At 64.3% G+C, this 21,680-nt stretch carries 21 protein-coding genes; 6 read left to right on the top strand and 15 right to left on the bottom strand.

What is annotated here, in order from left to right; all coding sequences use genetic code 11:
• Nucleotides 1–72: 72 nt before the first annotated feature.
• Together recJ and DM373_RS09470 are read right to left on the bottom strand one after the other, a co-directional pair.
• Nucleotides 73–1,782 (bottom strand): single-stranded-DNA-specific exonuclease RecJ, encoded by a 1,710-nt coding sequence (gene recJ / locus DM373_RS09475; protein WP_110993312.1) that lies wholly within the window; start codon nt 1,780–1,782, stop codon nt 73–75.
• A 31-nt stretch (nt 1,783–1,813) separates the two neighbouring features.
• Entirely contained in the window at nt 1,814–2,356 is a 543-nt protein-coding gene (locus DM373_RS09470; protein WP_110993311.1) for a YaeQ family protein, read from the bottom strand.
• 150 nt (nt 2,357–2,506) lie between these two features.
• On the opposite strand from DM373_RS09470, the gene DM373_RS09465 reads away from it, so the two are divergent.
• Both DM373_RS09465 and DM373_RS09460 read left to right on the top strand, forming a co-directional pair.
• Entirely contained in the window at nt 2,507–3,706 is a 1,200-nt protein-coding gene (locus DM373_RS09465) for a CaiB/BaiF CoA transferase family protein (protein ID WP_110993310.1), read from the top strand.
• A 65-nt stretch (nt 3,707–3,771) separates the two neighbouring features.
• Nucleotides 3,772–4,605: a TIGR02285 family protein gene (locus DM373_RS09460; RefSeq protein ID WP_110993309.1), complete on the top strand. Its 834-nt coding sequence runs from the start codon at nt 3,772–3,774 to the stop codon at nt 4,603–4,605.
• Between the two features lie 136 nt (nt 4,606–4,741).
• On the opposite strand, the gene DM373_RS09455 is transcribed toward DM373_RS09460, so the two are convergent.
• The 6 genes from DM373_RS09455 to xerD form a co-directional block, all read right to left on the bottom strand.
• On the bottom strand, nt 4,742–5,023 hold the full coding sequence (locus DM373_RS09455) for a DUF3509 domain-containing protein (RefSeq protein WP_110993308.1): 282 nt from the start codon (nt 5,021–5,023) through the stop codon (nt 4,742–4,744).
• A 116-nt stretch (nt 5,024–5,139) separates the two neighbouring features.
• Nucleotides 5,140–5,541, bottom strand: a complete 402-nt coding sequence (locus DM373_RS09450) for a histidine kinase (RefSeq protein ID WP_110993307.1) — start codon at nt 5,539–5,541, stop codon at nt 5,140–5,142.
• A gap of 166 nt (nt 5,542–5,707) precedes the next feature.
• A complete protein-coding gene (gene thrC, locus DM373_RS09445) occupies nt 5,708–7,117 on the bottom strand; it encodes a threonine synthase (RefSeq protein WP_110993306.1) in 1,410 nt (469 codons plus the stop codon).
• A gap of 52 nt (nt 7,118–7,169) precedes the next feature.
• A complete protein-coding gene (locus DM373_RS09440; RefSeq protein WP_110993314.1) occupies nt 7,170–8,474 on the bottom strand; it encodes a homoserine dehydrogenase in 1,305 nt (434 codons plus the stop codon).
• 82 nt (nt 8,475–8,556) lie between these two features.
• Nucleotides 8,557–9,306: a thioredoxin fold domain-containing protein gene (locus tag DM373_RS09435; RefSeq protein WP_110993305.1), complete on the bottom strand. Its 750-nt coding sequence runs from the start codon at nt 9,304–9,306 to the stop codon at nt 8,557–8,559.
• Nucleotides 9,307–9,461: 155 nt separating this feature from the next.
• On the bottom strand, nt 9,462–10,358 hold the full coding sequence (gene xerD / locus DM373_RS09430) for a site-specific tyrosine recombinase XerD (RefSeq protein ID WP_110993304.1): 897 nt from the start codon (nt 10,356–10,358) through the stop codon (nt 9,462–9,464).
• A 68-nt stretch (nt 10,359–10,426) separates the two neighbouring features.
• On the opposite strand from xerD, the gene DM373_RS09425 reads away from it, so the two are divergent.
• Nucleotides 10,427–12,250, top strand: a complete 1,824-nt coding sequence (locus tag DM373_RS09425; protein ID WP_110993303.1) for a cation:proton antiporter — start codon at nt 10,427–10,429, stop codon at nt 12,248–12,250.
• A 200-nt stretch (nt 12,251–12,450) separates the two neighbouring features.
• Here DM373_RS09425 and DM373_RS09420 read toward each other — a convergent pair whose 3' ends face one another.
• The 6 genes from DM373_RS09420 to ffh form a co-directional block, all read right to left on the bottom strand.
• Complete coding sequence (locus tag DM373_RS09420) at nt 12,451–12,867, bottom strand: acyl-CoA thioesterase (RefSeq protein WP_110993302.1); 417 nt, start codon at nt 12,865–12,867, stop codon at nt 12,451–12,453.
• Nucleotides 12,868–12,968: 101 nt separating this feature from the next.
• The gene (gene rplS / locus DM373_RS09415) at nt 12,969–13,319 is read right to left on the bottom strand and encodes a 50S ribosomal protein L19 (protein ID WP_023629812.1); all 351 of its coding nucleotides are present in this window, start codon (nt 13,317–13,319) and stop codon (nt 12,969–12,971) included.
• A 43-nt stretch (nt 13,320–13,362) separates the two neighbouring features.
• Nucleotides 13,363–14,115, bottom strand: coding sequence for a tRNA (guanosine(37)-N1)-methyltransferase TrmD (gene trmD / locus DM373_RS09410; RefSeq protein ID WP_110993301.1), 753 nt, complete (start codon nt 14,113–14,115; stop codon nt 13,363–13,365).
• Nucleotides 14,116–14,118: 3 nt separating this feature from the next.
• Nucleotides 14,119–14,655, bottom strand: a complete 537-nt coding sequence (rimM, locus tag DM373_RS09405; protein ID WP_110993300.1) for a ribosome maturation factor RimM — start codon at nt 14,653–14,655, stop codon at nt 14,119–14,121.
• A gap of 5 nt (nt 14,656–14,660) precedes the next feature.
• Nucleotides 14,661–14,912, bottom strand: a complete 252-nt coding sequence (gene rpsP / locus DM373_RS09400; protein WP_011535318.1) for a 30S ribosomal protein S16 — start codon at nt 14,910–14,912, stop codon at nt 14,661–14,663.
• Nucleotides 14,913–15,144: 232 nt separating this feature from the next.
• Nucleotides 15,145–16,521 carry a signal recognition particle protein gene (ffh, locus tag DM373_RS09395; RefSeq protein WP_110993299.1) on the bottom strand — a complete coding sequence of 459 codons (1,377 nt, stop codon included), beginning with the start codon at nt 16,519–16,521 and terminating at the stop codon, nt 15,145–15,147.
• 296 nt (nt 16,522–16,817) lie between these two features.
• On the opposite strand from ffh, the gene DM373_RS09390 reads away from it, so the two are divergent.
• From DM373_RS09390 to DM373_RS09380, 3 genes are all read left to right on the top strand, one after another.
• The gene (locus tag DM373_RS09390) at nt 16,818–17,627 is read left to right on the top strand and encodes a cytochrome C assembly family protein (RefSeq protein WP_110993298.1); all 810 of its coding nucleotides are present in this window, start codon (nt 16,818–16,820) and stop codon (nt 17,625–17,627) included.
• A gap of 9 nt (nt 17,628–17,636) precedes the next feature.
• A complete protein-coding gene (locus tag DM373_RS09385) occupies nt 17,637–18,821 on the top strand; it encodes a transporter associated domain-containing protein (protein WP_110993297.1) in 1,185 nt (394 codons plus the stop codon).
• A 242-nt stretch (nt 18,822–19,063) separates the two neighbouring features.
• Entirely contained in the window at nt 19,064–20,368 is a 1,305-nt protein-coding gene (locus tag DM373_RS09380; protein ID WP_110993296.1) for an MFS transporter, read from the top strand.
• A gap of 87 nt (nt 20,369–20,455) precedes the next feature.
• Here the strand turns inward: DM373_RS09380 and purT are convergent, their stop codons facing one another.
• Nucleotides 20,456–21,637, bottom strand: a complete 1,182-nt coding sequence (gene purT, locus DM373_RS09375; protein ID WP_110993295.1) for a formate-dependent phosphoribosylglycinamide formyltransferase — start codon at nt 21,635–21,637, stop codon at nt 20,456–20,458.
• Nucleotides 21,638–21,680 lie beyond the last annotated feature (43 nt).

Below are 21,680 nucleotides of genomic sequence, written 5' to 3'. Positions count from 1 at the left end.
CATCACAAACGAATGCGCATACAACTACAAAAACCAACCAACCAACCAACTAACCAACTAACTAAAGGCCAGTCACCGCGCCTCCATGTGAGCAATCATCAGCTGCACACTCTCATTCCCCCGAAACTCATTCACATCCAACTTGTAAGCCAACTCCACCCACCGCACCGTTGGATTCGGCCAAACCTCCCGATCAATCCCAAAGGCAATCCCATCCAACCGCACCGAACCACACTCGCTCTTGAGCACCACCTTCAGATGCCGCTCACCGACGACCCGCTGCTCGACCAGCTGAAACACCCCATGGAACAACGGCTCAGGAAAGTGCTGCCCCCAGGGCCCGGCATTACGCAAAGCCCGCGCCAGGTCCAGATGAAACTCCTCGACCGCCAAAGTCCCATCCGACAGCAACCGCCCCGTCAGGTCCTCCTCACGCAGTTGCCGGCGCACCTCCTCGTCGAACGCCTCGGCAAACGCCGGGAAATTCGCCTCGGGCAATGAAAGCCCCGCCGCCATGGCATGCCCACCGAACTTGCTGATCAACGCCGGGTGGCGCGCCGCCACCGCATCCAGCGCATCACGGATATGGAACCCCGCCACCGAACGCGCCGAGCCCTTGAGCATGCCCTCGCCCGCGTCGGCGAAAGCGATGGTCGGCCGGTGGTAACGCTCCTTCAGCCGCGAGGCCAGAATGCCGATCACCCCTTGGTGCCAATCGGCATCGAACAGGCACAGGCCATAGGGCATCGATTCGACCGGCAGGTCCTTGAGCTGCGCCAGGGCTTCGCGCTGCATGCCCTGCTCGATGGACTTGCGGTCCTGGTTCAGGCCATCCAGTTGCTGAGCCATGTCCAATGCCAGCGCGGCGTCATCGCACAGCAGGCATTCGATGCCCAGGCTCATGTCGTCCAGGCGCCCGGCGGCGTTGAGCCGTGGGCCGAGGATGAAACCCAGGTCGGTGGAGGTGATGCGCTGGTGGTCGCGGCGGGCCACCTCGAGGATCGCCTTGAGCCCGGGGCGGGCGCGGCCAGCGCGGATGCGCTCCAGGCCCTGGTGCACCAGGATACGGTTGTTGGCATCCAGCGGCACCACGTCGGCGACGCTGCCCAGCGCGACCAGGTCGAGCAGCTCACCGATGTTCGGCTGCGGCTGGCTGTCGTAGCGGCCGAGGCTGCGCAAGCGAGCGCGCAGGGCCATCAGCACGTAGAAGATCACCCCGACGCCCGCCAGCGACTTGCTCGGGAACGCGCAGCCTGGCTGGTTCGGGTTGACGATGGCGTCGGCCTCCGGCAATTGCTGGCCGGGCAGGTGGTGGTCGGTGACCAGCACCTTGAGCCCGGCAGCCTTGGCCGCCGCCACGCCTTCGACGCTGGAGATGCCGTTGTCCACGGTGATCAGCAACTGCGGCTGGCGCTGCAACGCCACTTCGACGATCTCGGGGGTCAGGCCATAGCCGTATTCAAAACGGTTGGGCACCAGGTAATCGACATGCGCCGCGCCCAACAGCCGCAGCCCCAGTACACCGACTGTGCTGGCGGTGGCGCCGTCGGCGTCGAAGTCGCCGACGATGAGGATGCGCTGGCGCTGATCGAGGGCTTCGACCAGCAGGTCCACCGCCGCCTCGATGCCCTTGAGCTGCTGGTACGGCAGCAGCCGGGCCAGGCCTTTGTCCAGCTCGGCTTCGGACTGCACGCCACGGGCGGCGTACAGGCGGGTCAGCAAGGGCGGCAGGTTACCCAAAAATGGCAGGGTCGACGGCAGGGGGCGGGGTTCGATACGCATGGGGTCTTCGGTAATCAGTGTAAGGGGCGGCTTAGCCGCGCTCGCCGAGCAGCCACTCCAGCTGCACTTCGTGCTGGCCGCGGTCGTCGGTGACGAAAATAGTGCCTTCGCTGATCATCACGTCCCACTTGATGGTCCGTGGCATGTCGGTGGCCAGGGTCTCCAGCACCTCTTGCGGCACAGCGGCGATGTTCAGGTTCTTCAGGCCCTTGACCGCATCGCCCACCTTGGTCCGCCACACCCGTAGGCTGCCGTAGGCCAGCAGGCTGGTGCGTTCAGTGCGGCGCGAGCACCAGGTCAGGCGCTCGGCATCCGGCTGGCCAACTTCGATCCAGTGCAGGATGCGGTCGTCCAGGCTCTTTTCCCACAGCGGGGCTTCGTCGACATCCGACAGACCACGGCCAAACGACAGCTGCTCGTTGTACCAGATGGCATAGGCCAGCAAACGCACGGCCATGCGCTCCTCGGTCTCCGAAGGGTGACGGGCGATGGTCTGACGGACACTCTCGTACACGCCGCGGTCGAGGTCGGTCAGATTCAGTTCGAACTTGTAGGTGGTGGACGGCTGGGCCATGGGCGCGGGGCTTCGTAGAAAAGAAAGTCGCACAGTCTAACCGATCTGGCAGACGAAGACCCTTGCCCATCGCGAGTGCGCGGCGACAGTACCTGCCACCGCCGAGCTGTGATACAACCTGCGCTCACGCCCAGCTGCCACGGATGCCCCATGACCACGCCCAGCAAACCCCTCGCCGGCCTGAAAGTGATCGAGCTCGGCACCTTGATCGCCGGCCCGTTCGCCTCACGCATCTGCGCCGAGTTCGGTGCCGAGGTGATCAAGGTCGAGTCGCCCGACGGCGGCGATCCGCTGCGCAAGTGGCGCAAGCTGTACGAGGGCACTTCGCTGTGGTGGTTCGTGCAGGCGCGCAACAAGCAGTCGCTGACCCTCAACCTCAAGCACCCGGAAGGCCGCGAGGTGCTCAAGCGCCTGCTGGCCGAGGCCGACATCCTGATCGAGAACTTCCGCCCCGGCGTGCTGGAGAAACTCGGCCTGGGCTGGGATGTGCTGCACGCGCTGAACCCGCGCCTGGTGATGGTGCGCCTGTCGGGCTTCGGCCAGACCGGCCCGATGAAGGACCAGCCGGGCTTTGGCGCGGTGGGCGAGTCGATGGGCGGGCTGCGCTACATCACCGGTTTCGAGGACCGCCCGCCCGTGCGCACGGGGATCTCCATCGGTGATTCGATCGCCGCCCTGTGGGGCGTGATCGGCGCGCTGATGGCGCTGCGTCACTGCGAGGTGAACGGCGGCCAGGGCCAGGTGGTGGACGTGGCGCTGTACGAGGCGATCTTCGCCATGATGGAGAGCATGGTCCCGGAGTTCGACGTGTTCGGTTTCATCCGCGAGCGCACCGGCAACATCATGCCCGGCATCACCCCCTCCTCCATCCACACCACCGCCGATGGCCGCCATGTGCAGATCGGCGCCAATGGCGATGCGATCTTCAAGCGCTTCATGCAGGCCATCGGCCGCGACGACCTGGCAAACGATGCGGCATTGGCCAGCAATGATGGCCGCGACGCACGCCGCGACGAGCTGTACGGGGTGATCGACCGTTGGGCCAACGGCCTGCCGCTCGACAGCGTCATGCAGGTACTCAATGACGCCGAAGTGCCGGCCAGCCGGATCTTCTCGGCCGAAGACATGTTCAGCGACCCGCAGTACCTGGCACGCGAGATGTTCCTCCAGGCCAAGTTGCCGGACGGCAAGCCGTTCAAGATGCCCGGCATCGTACCCAAGCTCTCCGACACCCCAGGTTCCACCGAATGGGTAGGCCCGGCCCTGGGTGAGCACACCGACAGCGTGCTGGCCAGCCTGGGCTACGACACGGCCGCCATCGCCGGCCTGCGCCAGGCGGGCACGGTCTGACTCGCGCGACAGCCAGGCGTAGGCGCCTTGCGCGCCTGCCCGTCATCCTCTGCCTGCTGCTGGCGATGCCGTCGGCACACGCCAAGGAGCGCCTGTTGTGGCTGGTCCGTGACCTGCCGCCGTTCACCATTTTCGAAGGCGCCGGGAAGGGCCAGGGCGTAGTCGACCTGATGCTGCCGAAGCTGATCGCGCAGATGCCCGAGTACGACCACAGCATCGTGCGGGTCAATCGCGCCCGGGGCATCCAGATGCTCATGGAACCGAGTTTCACCTGCGACCCGACCCTGCTCTGGACGCCCGAGCGCGCCAAGTACGTGCATTTCTCCAAGCCTTCGCTGGGGGTGCTGAGCAGCGGGCTGGTTGTGCGCAAGCAGGACCAGCCGTTGCTGGAACCCTTCCTCGACGGCCAGCAGGTCGAGCTCAAAGCCTTGCTCGACAAGACCCGGCTCAAACTGGGCATCGTCGCCGAGCGCAGCTACAGCGCGCAGGTCGACGAAATCCTGCGCCAGCTGCCCGACAGCGCCTTCAGCCGCCACTTCGGCAACGATGCGACCGCCAGCCTGCTGCAGATGCAGCAACTGGGCCGCCTGCAACTGGTGCTCAGCTACTGGCCAGAGGCGCGCTACCTGATCGAGCAGCAAGGCGGCTCATTGGACGACTACCGCTTCTATCCCATCAGCGGCGTAGACCACTACCAGTTCCTGCATGTGGGGTGCTCGGACACACCGCAAGGGCGCGAAGCCATCGCCCACATCGACCAGTTGCTGCCGGCCCTGCGCCGCGACACCCTGCCCGCCCTGTACGCCCGCTGGCTGGACCCGGAACTGCGCGAGGACTACCTGCAACAGGCGCGTCACTTCTTCGATAACAGCAACGACACCTCGGCAGCGCAGCCCTGAAGCGGGCAAAAAGAAACCCCGGCCGCTGGGGAAGACGACCGGGGTCAAGCGAAAGCCAATGCGGGCTTCCCGCGACAGCCTGACACTACCGGAGCCAAGCACCGTCAAACTGGCGTTGATGAATCTGATGTGGCTGTCAGGCAAAGGTTCCCTGGCTGGGGCGTTGATGTTGCAACGCGGCGATCACGCAGGGCTGCAGGCGGCCCTCGGCAATCTGCAGGTCACGGTGCAGGCCATCGACCAGGTCGATCAGCAACTGCTGCTCCTGCAGCTGGCGCTCAGCCACCTGGCGCTGCAAGGTCACGCCGCCGCGCGGGTCGTAGAGGGTCAGTTGGCGATTACCGCTGGCGTCGACGGCGCCAAGTGCGGCCAGGTAGGGGGTCAGGGCATCGTTGAGCAGGCTGCAGACTCTTTCCATCCGGATCACTCGCTGGCTTATGGGCTTGGAGGAACTGACCGTCAGGCCTGGCGCAAAGTTCTCGAATGCCGGCCCTTGCAGCGAGCATGCGCGGGCAACATGACAGTTTGAATGCCCTAACCGCCCAGCTGGCCAATCGGTGCCGGCAGACGCCCAAGTGCCTTGCCCAGCGCCACGGTGGACATTGGCCATGGCAGCTCATCCAGCACCCACAACCCCAGCTTGCGGGCCTCACGGGCCAGATCCGGGCCATTGCCTTGGCCTTGCCCGACGAACAGCAGCGCCTGTGCCGCCCCTTCGGTCGCCAGGTGGCGGAACAACGATTGCGCGCTGCCGATCGGCATGTCGTGATCAAGCACCAGCACATCCACTGGCCGCTGCTGGTTCAGGCAGGCCAGGGTACCCGGCATGTCCTCGGTCAACCGCACGCTGTAGACGCCCTGGGCATTGAATGCTTGGTGCAGAACAATCTGGTGGAAAGGACGGGGCTGGTGGATAAGAACCTGAAATTGATGCATGGACATTTCCCTCGACGAGGCGCTTTGGCGGTTCGATGCCGCACTTTAGTAGGCACTTCGACAACGCCAAACAGGAAAATTCTGAAAAGCCCTGAGAAAAAACGCAAAAAAAATGAGCGCACAAAAAAGCCCGTCCGAGGACGGGCTTTTTCAGTTGCAGACAGGCTTACAGCGGCTTGCCGCGATTCCCATGCTGGCTGACGAAGGCCTGTACGGTCTTCAGGTCGTTGGCCAGCACCGTGCAGCGCTCTTCGCGGCTGAACAGGTCGCTGAGGTGCGCCGGCAGCTCCAGGGCCTTGCCGACGCCGGCCTTCTCGACCGCGTCCGGGAACTTGACCGGGTGTGCGGTACCCAGCACCACCATTGGCGTGTCCAGGCTGCGACGGCATTCGCGGGCAGCCTTGACGCCGATCGCGGTGTGCGGGTCAAGCACTTCACCGGTGCTGGCGAAGACTTCAGCGATGGTCTCGCAGGTCTGCTCGTCGGTCACCGCCAGCGAATCGAACAACTTGCGTGCTTCGGTCCAGCGGTCCTGGTCGACGCTGAAGCCGCCACCTTGCTTGAAGGTGTCCATCAACTCGGCGATGGCGGCACCGTTGCGCCCGTGCAGGTCGAACAGCAGGCGCTCGAAGTTCGACGAGACCATGATGTCCATCGACGGCGACAGGGTCGCGTGCAGGGTTTCCTTGACGTACTGGTTGCCGCTCATGAAGCGGTGCAGGATGTCGTTGCGGTTGGTCGCGACCACCAGTTGGCTGATCGGCAGGCCCATGTTGCGGGCCAGGTAACCGGCGAAGATGTCGCCGAAGTTGCCGGTCGGCACCGAGAACGCCACCGAACGCGCCGGGCCGCCGAGCTGCAATGCTGCGTGGAAGTAGTAGACGATCTGGGCCATGATCCGCGCCCAGTTGATCGAGTTGACCGCCACCAGGCGGGTACCCTTGAGGAACGACTGGTCGGCGAAGCTGGCCTTGACCATCTCCTGGCAGTCGTCGAAGTTGCCCTCGATGGCGATGTTGTGGATGTTGTCGCCGAGGATGGTGGTCATCTGACGGCGCTGCACTTCCGACACGCGCTGGTGCGGGTGCAGGATGAAGATATCGACGTTGTCGCAACGGCGGCAGCCTTCGATGGCGGCGGAACCGGTGTCACCGCTGGTGGCGCCAACGATCACCACACGCTCGCCACGCTTGACCAGCAGGTGGTCGAGCAAGCGGCCGAGCAGTTGCAGGGCAAAGTCCTTGAACGCCAGGGTCGGGCCGTGGAACAGCTCCATCACCCACTCGTTGCCGTTGAGCTGGCGCAGCGGCGCGACGGCGGCATGGGCGAAAGAGCCGTAGGTTTCTTCGAGGATCTTCTTGAAGTCGGCGTCGGCGATGCTGCCGGCGACGAACGGGCGCATTACCCGGAACGCCAGCTCGTGGTAGGGCAGGCCGGCCCAGGAGGCGATCTCTTCCTGGGTGAAGCGTGGCAGGTTCTCGGGGACGTACAGGCCTCCGTCACTGGCCAGGCCGGCGAGCAGCACGTCTTCGAAATTCAGGGCCGGAGCCTGGCCGCGGGTACTGATATAGCGCATATGCAAACCTTCGGTTCTGAAGGCGGGCCGCCGTCGCGGCCCGCCGCTTGAATTAATTGAGCTGTTCGACGCGGATGCGCACGACCGGGCCAACCACATCCTGCAACGCTTCGAGGGCGACGATGGCATCATTGATGCGCTGCTCGACCACGCCGTGGGTGACCAGGATCATCGGTACCAGGCCGTCCTGCTCCTCGGCTTCCTTCTGCATGATCGACTCGATGTTGATGCCGCGCTCCGAGAGGATGCTGGCGACCTGCGCAAGCACGCCCGGGTGGTCCTTGGCCTGGATGCGCAGGTAGTAGGCGCTTTCGCAGGCTTCGATCGGCAGGATCGGGTGGGCCGACAGCGAGTCCGGCTGGAAGGCCAGGTGCGGCACACGGTTCTCCGGGTCGCTGGTCATGGCGCGGACCACGTCGACCAGGTCGGCGATCACCGACGAGGCGGTTGGCTCCATGCCGGCGCCGGCACCGTAGTACAGGGTGGAACCGGCGGCGTCGCCGTTGACCATTACCGCGTTCATCACGCCGTTGACGTTGGCGATCAGGCGGTCGCTAGGGATCAAGGTCGGGTGCACGCGCAGCTCGATGCCTTCGGCGGTGCGACGGGCCACGCCCAGGTGCTTGATGCGGTAGCCCAGGGCTTCGGCGTAGTTCACGTCAGCAGTGGTCAGCTGGGTGATGCCTTCGGTGTAGGCCTTGTCGAACTGCAGCGGGATGCCAAAAGCAATGGACGCCAGGATGGTCAGCTTGTGCGCGGCGTCGATGCCCTCGACGTCGAAGGTCGGGTCGGCCTCGGCGTAGCCCAGCGCCTGGGCTTCGGCCAGCACGTCGGGGAAGGCACGGCCTTTTTCGCGCATTTCGGTGAGGATGAAGTTGCCGGTGCCGTTGATGATCCCGGCCAGCCAGTTGATGCGGTTGGCCGACAGGCCTTCACGGATCGCCTTGATCACCGGGATGCCACCGGCGACGGCGGCCTCGAAGGCGACGATGACGCCCTTCTCGCGGGCCTTGGCGAAGATCTCGTTGCCGTGCACGGCAATCAGCGCCTTGTTGGCGGTGACCACGTGCTTGCCGTTGTCGATGGCCTTGAGCACCAGGTCGCGGGCGATGGTGTAGCCACCGATCAGCTCGATGACGATATCGATATCGGGGTTGTTCGCCACGTCGAACACATCAGCGGTAATGGGGGTACCGGTAATCTGGCAGTTCGGGTTGGGCGAGCGCATGGCAATCTGTGCCACTTCAATACCGCGCCCGGCACGGCGGGCAATCTCCTCGGCGTTGCGCTGAAGTACATTGAAGGTTCCGCCACCGACGGTCCCTAACCCACAGATGCCTACTTTGACCGGTTTCACTGTGAACTCCCCATTGAACGGCCAGCACTTGCGCCGACCGTGAAACATGCCATCACCCCATGACGATGGCGTATTGAATTGATTACTTGCGCTCTGCCAGGGCCAGCTTGGCCACTTGCGGTGCCGGCTGATAGCCCGGAATCACCTGGCCACTTTCCAGGACGATGGCCGGCGTGCCATTCACGCCGATCGACTGGCCGAGCTGGAACTGCTTGCTGACCGGATTGGCGCACTTGGCCGCCTTGATCTCTTTACCGTCGACCATCTTGTCCAGCGCCGCGCGGCGGTCGCTGGAGCACCACACCGCCTGCAACTGCTGGTCACCCGGCGAGCCTAGGCCCTGGCGCGGGAAAGCTACGTAGCGCACTTCGATACCGCGGCGGTTGAGCTCCGGCACTTCGGCGTGCAGCTTGTGGCAGTACGGGCAGGTGGTGTCGGTGAACACGGTGATGTGCGACTTGGTCTCGCCCTTGGCCGGGTAAACGACCATTTCTGCCGCCGGGATGCCGTTGATCAGCTTGGCGATGCCTTGGCGCTCAGTCTTCTCGGTGAGGTTGACCGGCTTGCCGTCCTGGATCTGGTACAGGTAGCCCTGCATCACGAACTGGCCATCGGCACTGGCGTACAGCACGCGACCGCCCTGCAGCTTCACTTCGTACAGGCCGTTGAGCGGGCTGCTGGCAACGCTTTCGACCGGCACTTCCAGGGCCAGGTTCTGCAGCGACTTGCGGATCGCCTGCTCGGCACCGGCCGCAGGCTCGGTGGCGGCAGCGCCGGCAAAGGTACTGACCAACGCCAGGGCGGCGGCGGCAAAAATACGGGTGACACGCATGGGGGTACTCCTGAAGACGGACGGGGCCGGAGGGGCGTCGCCTACGCTTCAGAGGTGGCGAACGGTCGGCCCGTGCAACAAACCGTCCAAGCCTACCACAACAGGCCCGCGCAGAAAGGCTCCTCAGGCACCGGTAAGCGGAACATGAAGATCATTCATCCACGCGGATGGTGTTGCGCATGCAACTGCTGCAGCCGCGCCTTGGCCACATGGGTGTAGATCTGCGTGGTGGACAGGTCGCTGTGGCCCAGCAGCATTTGCACCACGCGCAGGTCGGCACCGTGGTTGAGCAGGTGCGTGGCGAACGCGTGGCGCAGGGTATGCGGCGACAGCGGCTTGTCGATACCGGCCACCCGCGCCTGGTGCTTGATACGGTGCCAGAAGGTCTGGCGGGTCATCTGCTCACCGCGCAGGCTGGGGAACAGCACATCGCTGGGGCGACCACTGAGCAACTCGGCCCGGCCATCGCGCAGGTAGCGCTCGATCCATACCACCGCCTCTTCGCCCATCGGCACCAGGCGCTCCTTGCTGCCCTTGCCCATCACCCGCAGCACACCCTGGCGCAGGTTGACCTGGTCGAGCGTGAGGCTGACCAGTTCGGTCACCCGCAGGCCGCAGGCGTACAGCACTTCGAGCATGGCCCGATCACGCTGGCCGATGGCTTCGCCCAGGTCCGGCGCCTGCAGCAGCGCCTCGACGTCGGCTTCCGACAGCGACTTTGGCAGCGGACGCCCCAATTGCGGCATGTCCACCTGCAGGGTCGGGTCGACGGCGATCAATCGCTCGCGTAGCAGGTAGCGGAAGAAACCCCGCACGCCAGAAAGAAATCGCGCCGTGGAGCGAGGTTTGTAGCCTTGGTCGAAACGCCAGGCAAGATGATCGAGGATCAGCTCGCGACCGGCATCGGGCAGCGCCACCCCGTGCTCCTGCAACCAGCCGTTGAACAAGGCCAGGTCACTGCGGTAAGAGGCGCGGGTATTGTCGGAAAGCCCCTTTTCCAGCCACAGGGCATCGAGGAACTGGTCAATCAGGGGGTGGTCGAGGGCGGGCATGAAGACTCGGTGGCAAACGGCGAAATGGCGCTTAGTCTTTCATAACCGCGCACGCATAGGGAGCCCGCATGAGCGAACAGCAGATTCTCCTGAGTTTCGGTGGCATCGGCGCCGCCGCCCTCGCCTGCCAGTGGCTGGCCTGGCGCCTGAAGCTGCCGGCGATCCTGTTCCTGCTGCTGTCCGGCATCCTCGCCGGGCCTGTGCTGGGCTGGCTGCAGCCACAGGCGCTGTTCGGCCCACTGCTGATGCCGCTGGTGTCGCTGGCCGTGGCCCTGATCCTGTTCGAGGGCAGCCTGACCCTGCACGTGTCGCAATGGCGTGAGATCGGCAGCGTGGTCCACCGTCTGGTCACGGTCGGCGCCCTGAGCACCTGGCTGGTGATCGCCGTGGCCACCCACTGGCTGCTGGCCTTCGACTGGCCGCTGGCGATCCTGTTCGGCACCCTGACGCTGGTCACCGGGCCCACCGTGATCGTGCCCATGCTGCGCGTGGTGCGGCCCAAGGCGACCATCGCCAACATCCTGCGCTGGGAAGGGATCGTCATCGACCCGATCGGCGCGCTGCTGGCGGTGGTGGTGTACAGCTTCATCATCGCCCGCAGCGACGGTGACGGGCTGGTCCAGAGCCTGGGCACCTTCGCCGGGGTGATCTTCTGCGGCGGCGCCCTGGGCGCCGCCGGGGGCTGGTTGTTGGGGCAGATCATGCGCGCCCAGTGGCTGCCGGAATACCTGCACAACCTGGCCTCGCTGGCCGCAGTGCTGGGCATCTTCATCGCCGCCAACCAGATCGTCCACGAGTCCGGGCTGCTGGCCGTGACGGTGATGGGCATGTGGCTGGCCAACATGCCAGGGGTGGATGTGCGGCAGATCCTGCACTTCAAGGAAAACCTCAGCGTGCTGCTGATCTCCGGCCTGTTCATCCTCCTGGCGGCGCGCCTGGACCTGCATGCCATGCTCGGCTTGGGCCCTGCGGTACTCGCCCTGCTGCTGGTGATCCAGTTACTGGCCCGGCCACTGAACGTGTTCATCTCGACACTGGGCTCCACCTTGAGCTGGCGCGAACGTGCGTTGCTGGCCTGGATCGCCCCGCGCGGCATCGTTGCGGCGGCGGTATCGGCGATCTTCGCCATCCGCCTGCATGAGGCCGGCCACGAGGGGGCGCTGCTGCTGGTGCCACTGACCTTCGCCGTGATCATCGGCACCGTGGTACTGCAGAGCGCTACCGCAAGGCCCCTGGCGCGCCTGCTCAAGGTCGCCGAGCCCGCCCCCAGCGGCTTTCTCATGGTGGGCGCCAACCCGCCTGCCCGTACCATTGCCAAGGCTTTGCAACAACTTGGCTGCCGAGTGCTGCTGACCGATTCGAGTTGGGAGAACATCCGTGCGGCGCGCATGGACAACCTGCCCACCTACTTCGGCAACCCAGCCTCGCAACATGCCGACGCGCATCTGGACCTGGTCGGCCTCGGCCACCTGCTGGGCCTGTCTCCGGCCGGTGAAATCAACGCCCTGGCCTGCGCACGGTTTCGCCACGATTTCGGGCATGGCCGGCTGTTCGTGCTGGCCAGCGGCCTGGAAAAACAGCGCAGCGACAAGCACCGGGCCAGCGAGGAGCATCGTGGCCAGCCACTCGGCTCCCGCGCGATGACCTACAACCAACTGGCCAAGCTGCTGAACCAGGGGGCAGAGTTGTACAGCACGACCCTGACCGAGGCGTTCACCTGGGATGCCTACCAGCAATTGCACGGTGAGCGGGCGACATTGATGTTCGCCCGTGACAACCACGGCTGGGTGCATGTGGCCACCCCGGAACACCCGCTGCAGCCGCAACCGGGCTGGACGCTGGTGGCGCTGATAGAGCCTGAAAATAAAGCACAGGCTGAAGGGGCAGCCTAATTCGTGTGGGAGCGGGTTTACCCGCGAAGCAGGCGGCGCGGTGGATGGCACCGGCTCTGCCGGTGTTCGCGGGTAAACCCGCTCCCACAGAATACACGCCGCTTTGACGCCAAGCGTTGCAACTGTGGTTGAGCAGCCTGCGATGAGTTAAACGCAGGCAGTACAAGACAGTTACTCCTACAGTGGCCGTGCAAGTCCGTTTAGTGGGAGGCGGCCTGCGGCAACACCGGCACCGGGCGCTTGTCCTCGTCGATGGCGACGAAGCTGAACACCCCATGGATCGCGCGCTCGCGGCCATCGAGGTACATGTTCTCGACGAACACATCCACCTGCACCTGCAGGCTGGTGTTGCCGACCTTGATCACGCTACCCACCAGCTCGACGATCGAGCCCGCCGGGATCGGGTGCTTGAAGTCGATGCGGTCGGTGGACACGGTCACCAGCGGCAGGCGGCAAAAACGCGTGGCGGCGATGAACGACACTTCGTCCATCCACGCCAGGGCCGTACCGCCGAACAGGGTGTTGTGGTGGTTGGTGGTGTTGGGGAACACCGCCTTGGTCACACGGGTCTCCGACAGTTCGGTACGGCGCTGGATTTCCTGGTCTCGAGTTGTCATGTTCGGGTCACATCGCTAAGGCAAGGTACAAAAAGCAAAAAAGCAGCCCGAAGGCTGCTTTTTCTCTCGCAAGGTGACCAAGGCCACCGGTCAAACTGCACTCAGGACAGTTTTTCCTTGATGCGAGCGGCTTTGCCGGACAGGTCGCGCAGGTAGTACAGCTTGGCTTTACGCACGTCACCACGACGTTTCACGGCCAGGCTGTCGATCTGTGGGCTGTAGGTCTGGAAGGTACGCTCTACGCCAACGCCGCTGGAGATCTTGCGCACGGTGAAGGCGCTGTTCAGACCGCGGTTACGCTTGGCGATAACGACGCCTTCGAACGCCTGCAGACGCGAGCGGTCGCCTTCCTTCACTTTGACCTGGACGACAATGGTGTCGCCTGGTGCGAAGGTCGGGATTTCCTTGCTCATCTGCTCGGCTTCGAGCTGCTGGATGATCTTGTTGGTCATGCTGTGCTCCTAAGATGGATAACGCGATCCACCATCGATACGTTTAACTATCGTCCCGCTCGCGGAGATATTCCTCGAGCAGCTTCTTCTCTTCTCCAGAAAGCGAGCGACTTTCCAGAAGATCGGCGCGTCGTTCGAAGGTCCTACCAAGGGACTGCTTCATCCGCCAACGCCGGATATGTGCATGGTTGCCACTAAGCAACACGTCGGGTACACGCTGATCCGCATACACCTCAGGTCGGGTGTAGTGCGGGCAATCCAGCAGACCGTCGGTGAAAGAGTCTTCCTCCGCCGAGTCCACATGCCCTAAAGCTCCGGGCAGCAGCCGCGTAACCGCATCGATCAGTACCATGGCCGGCAGCTCGCCACCGGAAAGCACATAGTCGCCAATCGACCACTCCTCATCGACATGAGCCTCGATAAAGCGCTCGTCGATGCCTTCATAACGACCGGCGATCAGGATCAAAGATTCCTGTTCGGCCAGGCCTTTGACCGCTTGCTGAGTCAGCTTGCGGCCTTGCGGCGAAAGGTAGATCACCTTTGCCGTTGCTCCGGCGACTTGCCTGGCGTTGACCAGGGCGTCTTCCAGAGGCTTGATTTTCATCACCATGCCCGGACCACCGCCAAACGGCCGATCATCCACGGTGTGGTGGCGATCAGTGGTGTAGTCCCGCGGGTTCCAGCAGGTCACTTGCAGCAACCCCTGTTTCACCGCACGGCTGGTAATGCCGTACTCCGTGATGGCCGAGAACATCTCGGGGAACAACGTGATGACGTCTACGCGAAGGTTACCCATCGTTTAGAAATCCGCGTCCCATTCGACTCGCATCACACCCGCTTCAAGGTCGATTGCCAGCACGCATTGCTCCGTATAGGGCAACAGACGCTCGCGATCATCCAGGCTGCCTGTGCAAGGCTTGACCACCATTACATCGTTCGCGCCGGTCTCCAACAGGTGATCGATCGTGCCGAACAGCTGTTCGTCCTGATTGATGACCTTCAGGCCTTCCAACTGGTACCAGTAGTACTCGTCGGCTGCCAGGTTGGGCAAAAGGCTCCGCGCAATGCAGATTTCGTAACCGCTCAGAAGCCGGGCTTCATCACGATCATCGAGGCCTTTCAATTTCACGACCAGGCCCTTTTGGGAGCCACGACCGCTGACCAGCTCGACCTGCTTTACCTTGCCTTCGTGCCTAAGCGTCCAGCGCGGATAATCCAACAGGTTTTCAATCGGATCGGTAAAGGAGTACACCTTCACCTCGCCGCGAACGCCGTGAACCGAAAAAATCTTGCCAACGACGATGAGGTCGTCAGCCTTTTCTGGCGTCGCGTTCATACTGCTCAGGCTGCAGCCTTGGCAGCTTCCTTCAGCAGCTGAGCAACACGCTCAGACGGCTGTGCGCCCTGGCTCAGCCAGTAGGTGACGCGCTCTTGGTTGACCGACAGCTTGACTTCGGCGCCCGATGCGATCGGGTTGAAGAAGCCAACGCGCTCAACGAAACGGCCGTCACGGGCGTTACGCGAGTTGGTCACGGTCAGGTGGTAGAAAGGGCGCTTTTTCGAGCCGCCACGGGCAAGACGGATGGTTACCATGTGAACATCGTTCCTATAGTCGGTGCTGCAAAACTGAATGCCCAATGGGCACACGGGTGCCCAAAAGGCCGCATATTCTCGGGGAATACACGGACATTTGCAAATGCCTTTTTCGGCGAGCGCTTGACCCACCGTTCAGATCTGCCGGTTAAGCCGCTGTTTTGCGGCGCTATTCCCGCCGAAGCGGGGGTTGGGTGGCCATCTTCCTATAAAGGCAGCCACCCAAATTCGATTACATCTTGGGCATGCCGCCACCCGGCAGCATGCCGCCAAGGCCGCGCATCATCTTGGCCATGCCGCCCTTGGCGGAGAATTTCTTCATCATCTTCTGCATCTGCTTGTGCTGCTTGATCAGCCGGCCGATGTCCTGCACCTGGGTACCGGAACCCAGGGCGATGCGGCGCTTGCGCGAACCGCTGATCAGATCAGGGTCGCGACGCTCGGCCGGGGTCATGGAGTTGATGATCGCTTCCATCTGTTTGAACTGCTTCTCGGCCGCGCCCTGGGCATTGCCCATCTGCGACAGGTTGACGCCGCCCATGTTCGGCAGTTTGTCCATCAGCCCGCCGAGGCCGCCCATGTTCTTCATCTGCTGCAGCTGATCACGGAAGTCTTCGAGGTCGAAGCCCTTGCCCTTCTTCAGCTTCTTGGCCAGTTTGTCGGCCTTTTCCTTGTCGATGGTCTGCTCGGCCTGCTCGATCAGGCTGAGCACGTCACCCATGCCGAGGATGCGCGAGGCGATGCGGTCAGGGTGGAACGGCTCGAGGGCTTCGGTCTTCTCGCCCATACCAATGAACTTGATCGGTTTGCCGGTGATGGCGCGCACCGACAGTGCGGCACCGCCACGGGCATCACCGTCGACCTTGGTCAGGATCACACCGGTCAGCGGCAGTGCGTCGCCGAAGGCCTTGGCGGTATTGGCGGCATCCTGGCCGGTCATGGCATCGACCACGAACAGCGTTTCGATCGGTTTGACCGCGGCGTGCAGCGCCTTGATCTCGTCCATCATGTCGGCGTCGACGTGCAGGCGACCGGCGGTGTCGACGATCACCACATCGATGAACTTGAGCTTGGCTTCGCGGATCGCCGCTTGCGCGATGTCCACCGGCTTCTGGCTGATGTCGGACGGGAAGAAGGTCACGCCGATGTCGTTGGCCAGGGTTTCCAGCTGCTTGATCGCCGCCGGGCGGTAAACGTCGGCGGACACCACCATCACGCTTTTCTTCTTGCGCTCTTTCAGGTGGCGCGCCAGCTTGCCGGCGGTGGTGGTCTTACCGGCACCCTGCAGGCCGGCCATCAGCACGACTGCGGGCGGCGCGGCATTGAGCGTCAGCTCTTCGTTGGCCGCGCCCATCAGGCGCTCAAGCTCGGCCTGGACGATCTTGACGAAGGCCTGGCCTGGGGTGAGGCTGCGCGACACTTCGGTGCCGACCGCGCGCTCCTTGATGCTGTTGACGAAATCCTTGACCACCGGCAGGGCAACGTCGGCCTCGAGCAGGGCCATGCGCACTTCGCGCAGCGTGTCCTTGATGTTGTCTTCGGTCAGCTTGGCCTTGCCGGTGACATGGCGCAGCGTCTGTGACAGGCGGTCGGTCAGGTTTTCGAACATGGTGATCCTTTCAGGCCCAGTGAAGCCGAGGTTTTTCAGGCGCCCAGGTGAAAATGCACACGCGCTGGGCACAACAAGGCGGCGATTATAGCGAAGAGCGGCGCTGGCGCACACCTTGGTGCAGAGGCTCTGGATATTCGGTGGCCTGGAGGTCGCTTTCGCGGGGCAAGCCCGCTCCCACAGTGTCAGCGCAACCCTTGTGGGAGCGGGCTTGCCCCGCGATTGATTCGCAGTCTTCCTTGCCCACCGCGTTCTATGCCAAACTCCGTCCCTTTAAGGCTTGCCTGCCAGGACTTATGCTCTCTTCACCCAGCCTCATCCCCAACCTGATCGCCGCCTTCCTTTATGTGGCCGCGACCGTCTACCAGGCTACCGGCCTGGCCCGTGGCGCCCGCGCCGACAAGCGGCTGCTCGGCCTGCTCGGCGCACTGGCGGTGCTCGCCCAGGGCGGCGCGCTGTTCTTTCAGCTGATCACCCCGCTGGGCCTGAGCCTGGACTTCTTCAGCGCCGCCAGCCTGATCGCCGTGGCGGTGATCGGCCTGACGCTGATCGCCTGCCTGAGCATTCCAGTGGAAAACCTGCTGGTGCTGCTGTTCCCGCTGGGTGCGATAACTGCGTTACTGGCGCAGTTCGCCCCGCCCGGCACGGTGCCGCTGATCAATGAAGAGCCGGGCATCCTCGCGCACATCCTGCTGTCGATCCTCGCCTATGGCCTGTTCACCATCGCCGTGTTCCAGGCCCTGCTGCTGTTGCTGCAGGACCACCAGCTCAAGCACAAGCACCCGTCCGGGCTGATCCGCAACTTCCCGCCGCTGCAAACCATGGAAAGCCTGCTGTTCGGCTTCCTCTGGGCCGGCTGGGGGCTGCTGTCGCTGTCGCTGATCTCCGGCTGGCTGTTCCTCGACAACCTGTTTGCCCAGCACCTGGTGCACAAGACCTTGCTGGCCTGCGTGGCGTGGATCGTGTTCAGTGTGTTGCTGTGGGGCCGCACCCGCCTGGGCTGGCGTGGCCACAAGGCGATCCGCTGGACCCTCGCCGGTTTCTGCCTGCTGATGCTGGCCTATTTCGGCAGCAAGCTGGTCCGCGAATTCATCTTGCATATCTGACGGCCGCCCATGGATACCCTGCCGTACGCCCCGCTGCTCGGCACACTGGTACTGGCACTGCTGTGGTCGGCGCTGTTCACCGCCGTGGACTGTGCTCGCCAGCAACAGAACGGCCACGCCGACCCTACCCTGCCCGCCCAGGCCCTGGTGCTCTGCGCCAGCCTCGGCAAGCTGCTGGTGCTGGGCCTGGCCTGCCTGATCGGCCAGCGCTACAGCGGGGAGCACGGTTTCTGGCTGGCCGGGCTGGCCGCCACCGCAGCCCTGCTGGTGCTCGCCGAGTACCTGCCGCGGCGCCTGGCCCGCCGCAATCCGCAGGCATTCATCAGCCTTGGCGCCAGCCTGCTCAAAGTCCCGCTGGCCGCACTGCAACCCTTGGCCTGCCTGCTCGATGGCTGCGCCAGGTTGATCCTGCGCCCGTTCCGCGTGCAGCCCATCGCGGTGGCGCTGCACCCGCAGGAAGACGACTTCGATGATGACGAGCAGCATGCCCCGTCCCGCAATGGCTTGCTGGAGGGCCTGCAGGCCCTGGACAAGATCACCGTCAACGACATCCTGGTACCGCGCAACGAAGTCGACGGCATCAACCTCGACGACCCCATCGAGCGCATCGTCGAGCAACTGATCGTCAGCCGTCACACCCGCCTGCCGGTCTATCACAACGACATCAACCAGGTGGAAGCGGTACTCAACACCAAACTGATCAGCCACCTGCTGCCGCGCGCCGAACTCACCTTCGAAAAGCTCCAGGCTGCCTGCTACGAGCCCTACTTCGTCCCCGAAAGCACGCCCCTGCAGATGCAGTTGCTGAACTTCCACAAGCAACAACGGCGCATGGGCGTGGTGGTGGACGAGTACGGCGAAGTGCTGGGCATCGTCACCCTCGAAGACATCCTCGAAGAGATCGTCGGCGAATTCGAAGACGAACACAGCCTCGACAACCCGCACGTGCACCCGCAGAGCGATGGCCGCTTCATCATCGAAGGCACCGCCTCGCTGCGTGAAATCAACCGCACCCTCGGCTGGCACCTGCCCTGCGATGGCGGGCCGAAAACCCTCAACGGCCTGGTCACCGAGGCGCTGGAAAGCATCCCGGCAACGGCGGTATGCCTGAAGATCGGCCGTTATCGCCTGGAAATCCTCGAAACAGAGGACAATTGCGCGAGCAAGGTGCTGGTCTGGACCGTGACCCGATAGTTATACTCGGCCAACGCTTACCCAGCCCTGCCGTCCCGCCTGCTACCCGCACCCGGCGCCCCACGGCCAGTCCGCAGCACTGACACGCCCCACGGCCCTGCGTCACCACCCCGAACAGCGCCCGCCCCTCCCTACCCCCTGGGCTATCGTCAGTCACGCGACTCATAACAATACGCTCCGGCTCCCGTGTGCCCGCCACATGGGCCGTGCCCCATGGAGCATCGACTGTCAGGGACCTACGCATGACTACCAGCAGCACCTACGCCGAACCTGCCTCGGCGGCCCCGGTCAACTCGCCTGCGCGGGTGGCCACCGCCAGTTTCATCGGCACCGCCATCGAGTTCTACGATTTCTACGTGTACGCCACCGCCGCCGCCCTGGTAATCGGGCCGGTGTTCTTCCCATCCGGGTCGGGCACCGCGCAGATGCTCGCGGCCTTCCTCACCTTCGGCATCGCGTTCCTCGCCCGGCCACTGGGCTCGGCGCTGTTCGGTCATTTCGGCGACCGTATCGGGCGCAAGTCGACCCTGGTCGCTTCGCTGTTGCTGATGGGCGTCTCGACCACGCTGATTGGCGTGCTGCCGGGCTATGACAGCATCGGCGTGTGGGCGCCGGTCCTGCTCTGCATCCTGCGCTTCGGCCAAGGCCTGGGCCTGGGCGGCGAATGGGGTGGCGCGGCGCTGCTGGCCACCGAGAACGCCCCCGAAGGCAAGCGCGCCTGGTTCGGCATGTTCCCGCAACTGGGCCCCTCGATCGGCTTCCTGGCTGCCAACGGCCTGTTCCTGACCCTGGCCCTGGTGCTCAGCGACGAGCAGTTCCGCGACTGGGGTTGGCGCATTCCGTTCCTGCTCAGCGCCGCGCTGGTGCTGGTCGGCCTGTACGTGCGCCTGAAACTCGAGGAAAGCCCGGTATTCGCCAAGGCCGTGGCGCGCCAGGAGCGGGTCAAGATGCCGGTGGTCGAGCTGTTCGCCCAATACTGGCTGCCGACCCTGCTGGGCGCGGCGGCGATGGTGGTGTGCTACGCGCTGTTCTACATCTCCACGGTGTTCTCGCTGAGCTACGGCGTGTCGACGCTGGGCTACAGCCGCGAGACCTTCCTCGGCCTGCTGTGCTTCGCCGTGGTGTTCATGGCCCTGGCCACGCCACTGTCGGCCTGGCTCAGCGACCGCTACGGGCGCAAGCCGGTCTTGATCGTGGGTGCGCTGCTGGCCATCGCCTCGGGCTTCGCCATGGAGCCGCTGCTCACCTCGGGCTCGACCACGGGCGTGGCACTGTTCCTGAGCATCGAGCTGTTCCTGATGGGGGTGACCTTCGCGCCGATGGGCGCCTTGCTGCCAGAGCTGTTCCCGACCCACGTACGCTACACCGGTGCCTCGGCGGCCTATAACCTGGGCGGCATCGTCGGTGCTTCGGCGGCACCGTTCTTTGCCCAGAAGCTGGTGAGCATGGGGGGCTTGAGCTGGGTGGGGGGATATGTGTCGGCGGCGGCGGTGATCAGCCTGATTGCCGTGTTGTGCCTGAAAGAAACCCGCAATACCGAGCTTTGAACCGCTGAAACAATCGCGGGGCAAGCCCGCTCCCACGCCATGTAGCTATTGGCGTGGGAGCGGGCTTGCCCCGCGATGCATTTCAGATCAGAACTCGACCTTGACCGCCTGCGAAGCGCGGGTCGCCTTGGCCCGTGCGGCCTCGACCGACTCATCACGCGCCAGGCACACGCCCATGCGGCGGGTGCCGTTGATCTCAGGCTTGCCGAACAGGCGGATGGCGGTGTCCGGCTCGCTCAGGGCGGCGTTCAGGTTGGCGAAGGCGGTCTGCTGCGACTGGCCTTCGGGCAGGATCACCGCCGAAGCCGACGGGCCGAACTGGCGCACCACCGGGATCGGCAGGCCGAGAATCGCCCGGGCATGCAGGGCGAACTGCGACAGGTCCTGGGAAATCAAGGTCACCAGACCAGTGTCGTGCGGGCGCGGCGACACTTCGCTGAACCACACCTGGTCACCCTTGACGAACAGCTCGACGCCGAACAGGCCACGCCCACCCAGGGCGTCGGTGACCGCCTGGGCCACCCGCTGCGACTCGGCCAGGGCTTTCGGGCTCATGGCCTGAGGCTGCCAGGACTCCTGGTAGTCGCCCTTCTCCTGACGGTGGCCGACCGGCTCGAGGAAGGTGGTGCCGCCGACATGGCGCACGGTCAGCAAGGTGATTTCGTATTCGAAGTCGATGAAGCCTTCGATGATCACCCGGCCCTTGCCGGCACGGCCGCCTTCCTGGGCGTAGTCCCAGGCCTTCTGCAGGTCATCGGCGCTGCGCAGCAGGCTCTGGCCTTTGCCCGACGAGCTCATCACCGGCTTGACCACGCAGGGGTAGCCGAGGTCGGCGACGGCCTTGCTGTAGTCCTCGAAGGTGTCGGCGAAGTGGTACGGCGAGGTCGGCAGGTCCAGCTCTTCGGCGGCCAGGCGGCGGATGCCTTCGCGGTTCATGGTCAGTTGAGTGGCGCGGGCGGTGGGGACGACATTGAAGCCTTCGTTCTCGAGCTCCACCAGCGTGGCGGTGGCGATGGCCTCGATCTCGGGAACGATGTAGTGTGGCTTTTCCGCCTCGATCACCGCGCGCAGGGCCACGCCGTCGAGCATGTTGATCACGTGGCTGCGGTGCGCGACCTGCATGGCCGGAGCATTGGCGTAGCGGTCGACGGCGATCACCTCGACGCCCAGGCGCTGCAGCTCGATCACCACTTCCTTGCCCAACTCGCCGCAGCCGCACAGCAGTACACGGGTCGCGGTGGGCGACAATGGGGTTCCGATACGGGTCATTTCAGGTCCTCGAAGGCGTCCGGGGCCGCGCCACGCTGGCTGC

Origin of the sequence: Pseudomonas sichuanensis, assembly GCF_003231305.1 — a bacterium.
Lineage (GTDB): Bacteria > Pseudomonadota > Gammaproteobacteria > Pseudomonadales > Pseudomonadaceae > Aquipseudomonas > Aquipseudomonas sichuanensis.
Note: the sequence above shows the minus strand (reverse complement) of the source record. Positions and strands in the feature narration are given on the sequence as shown.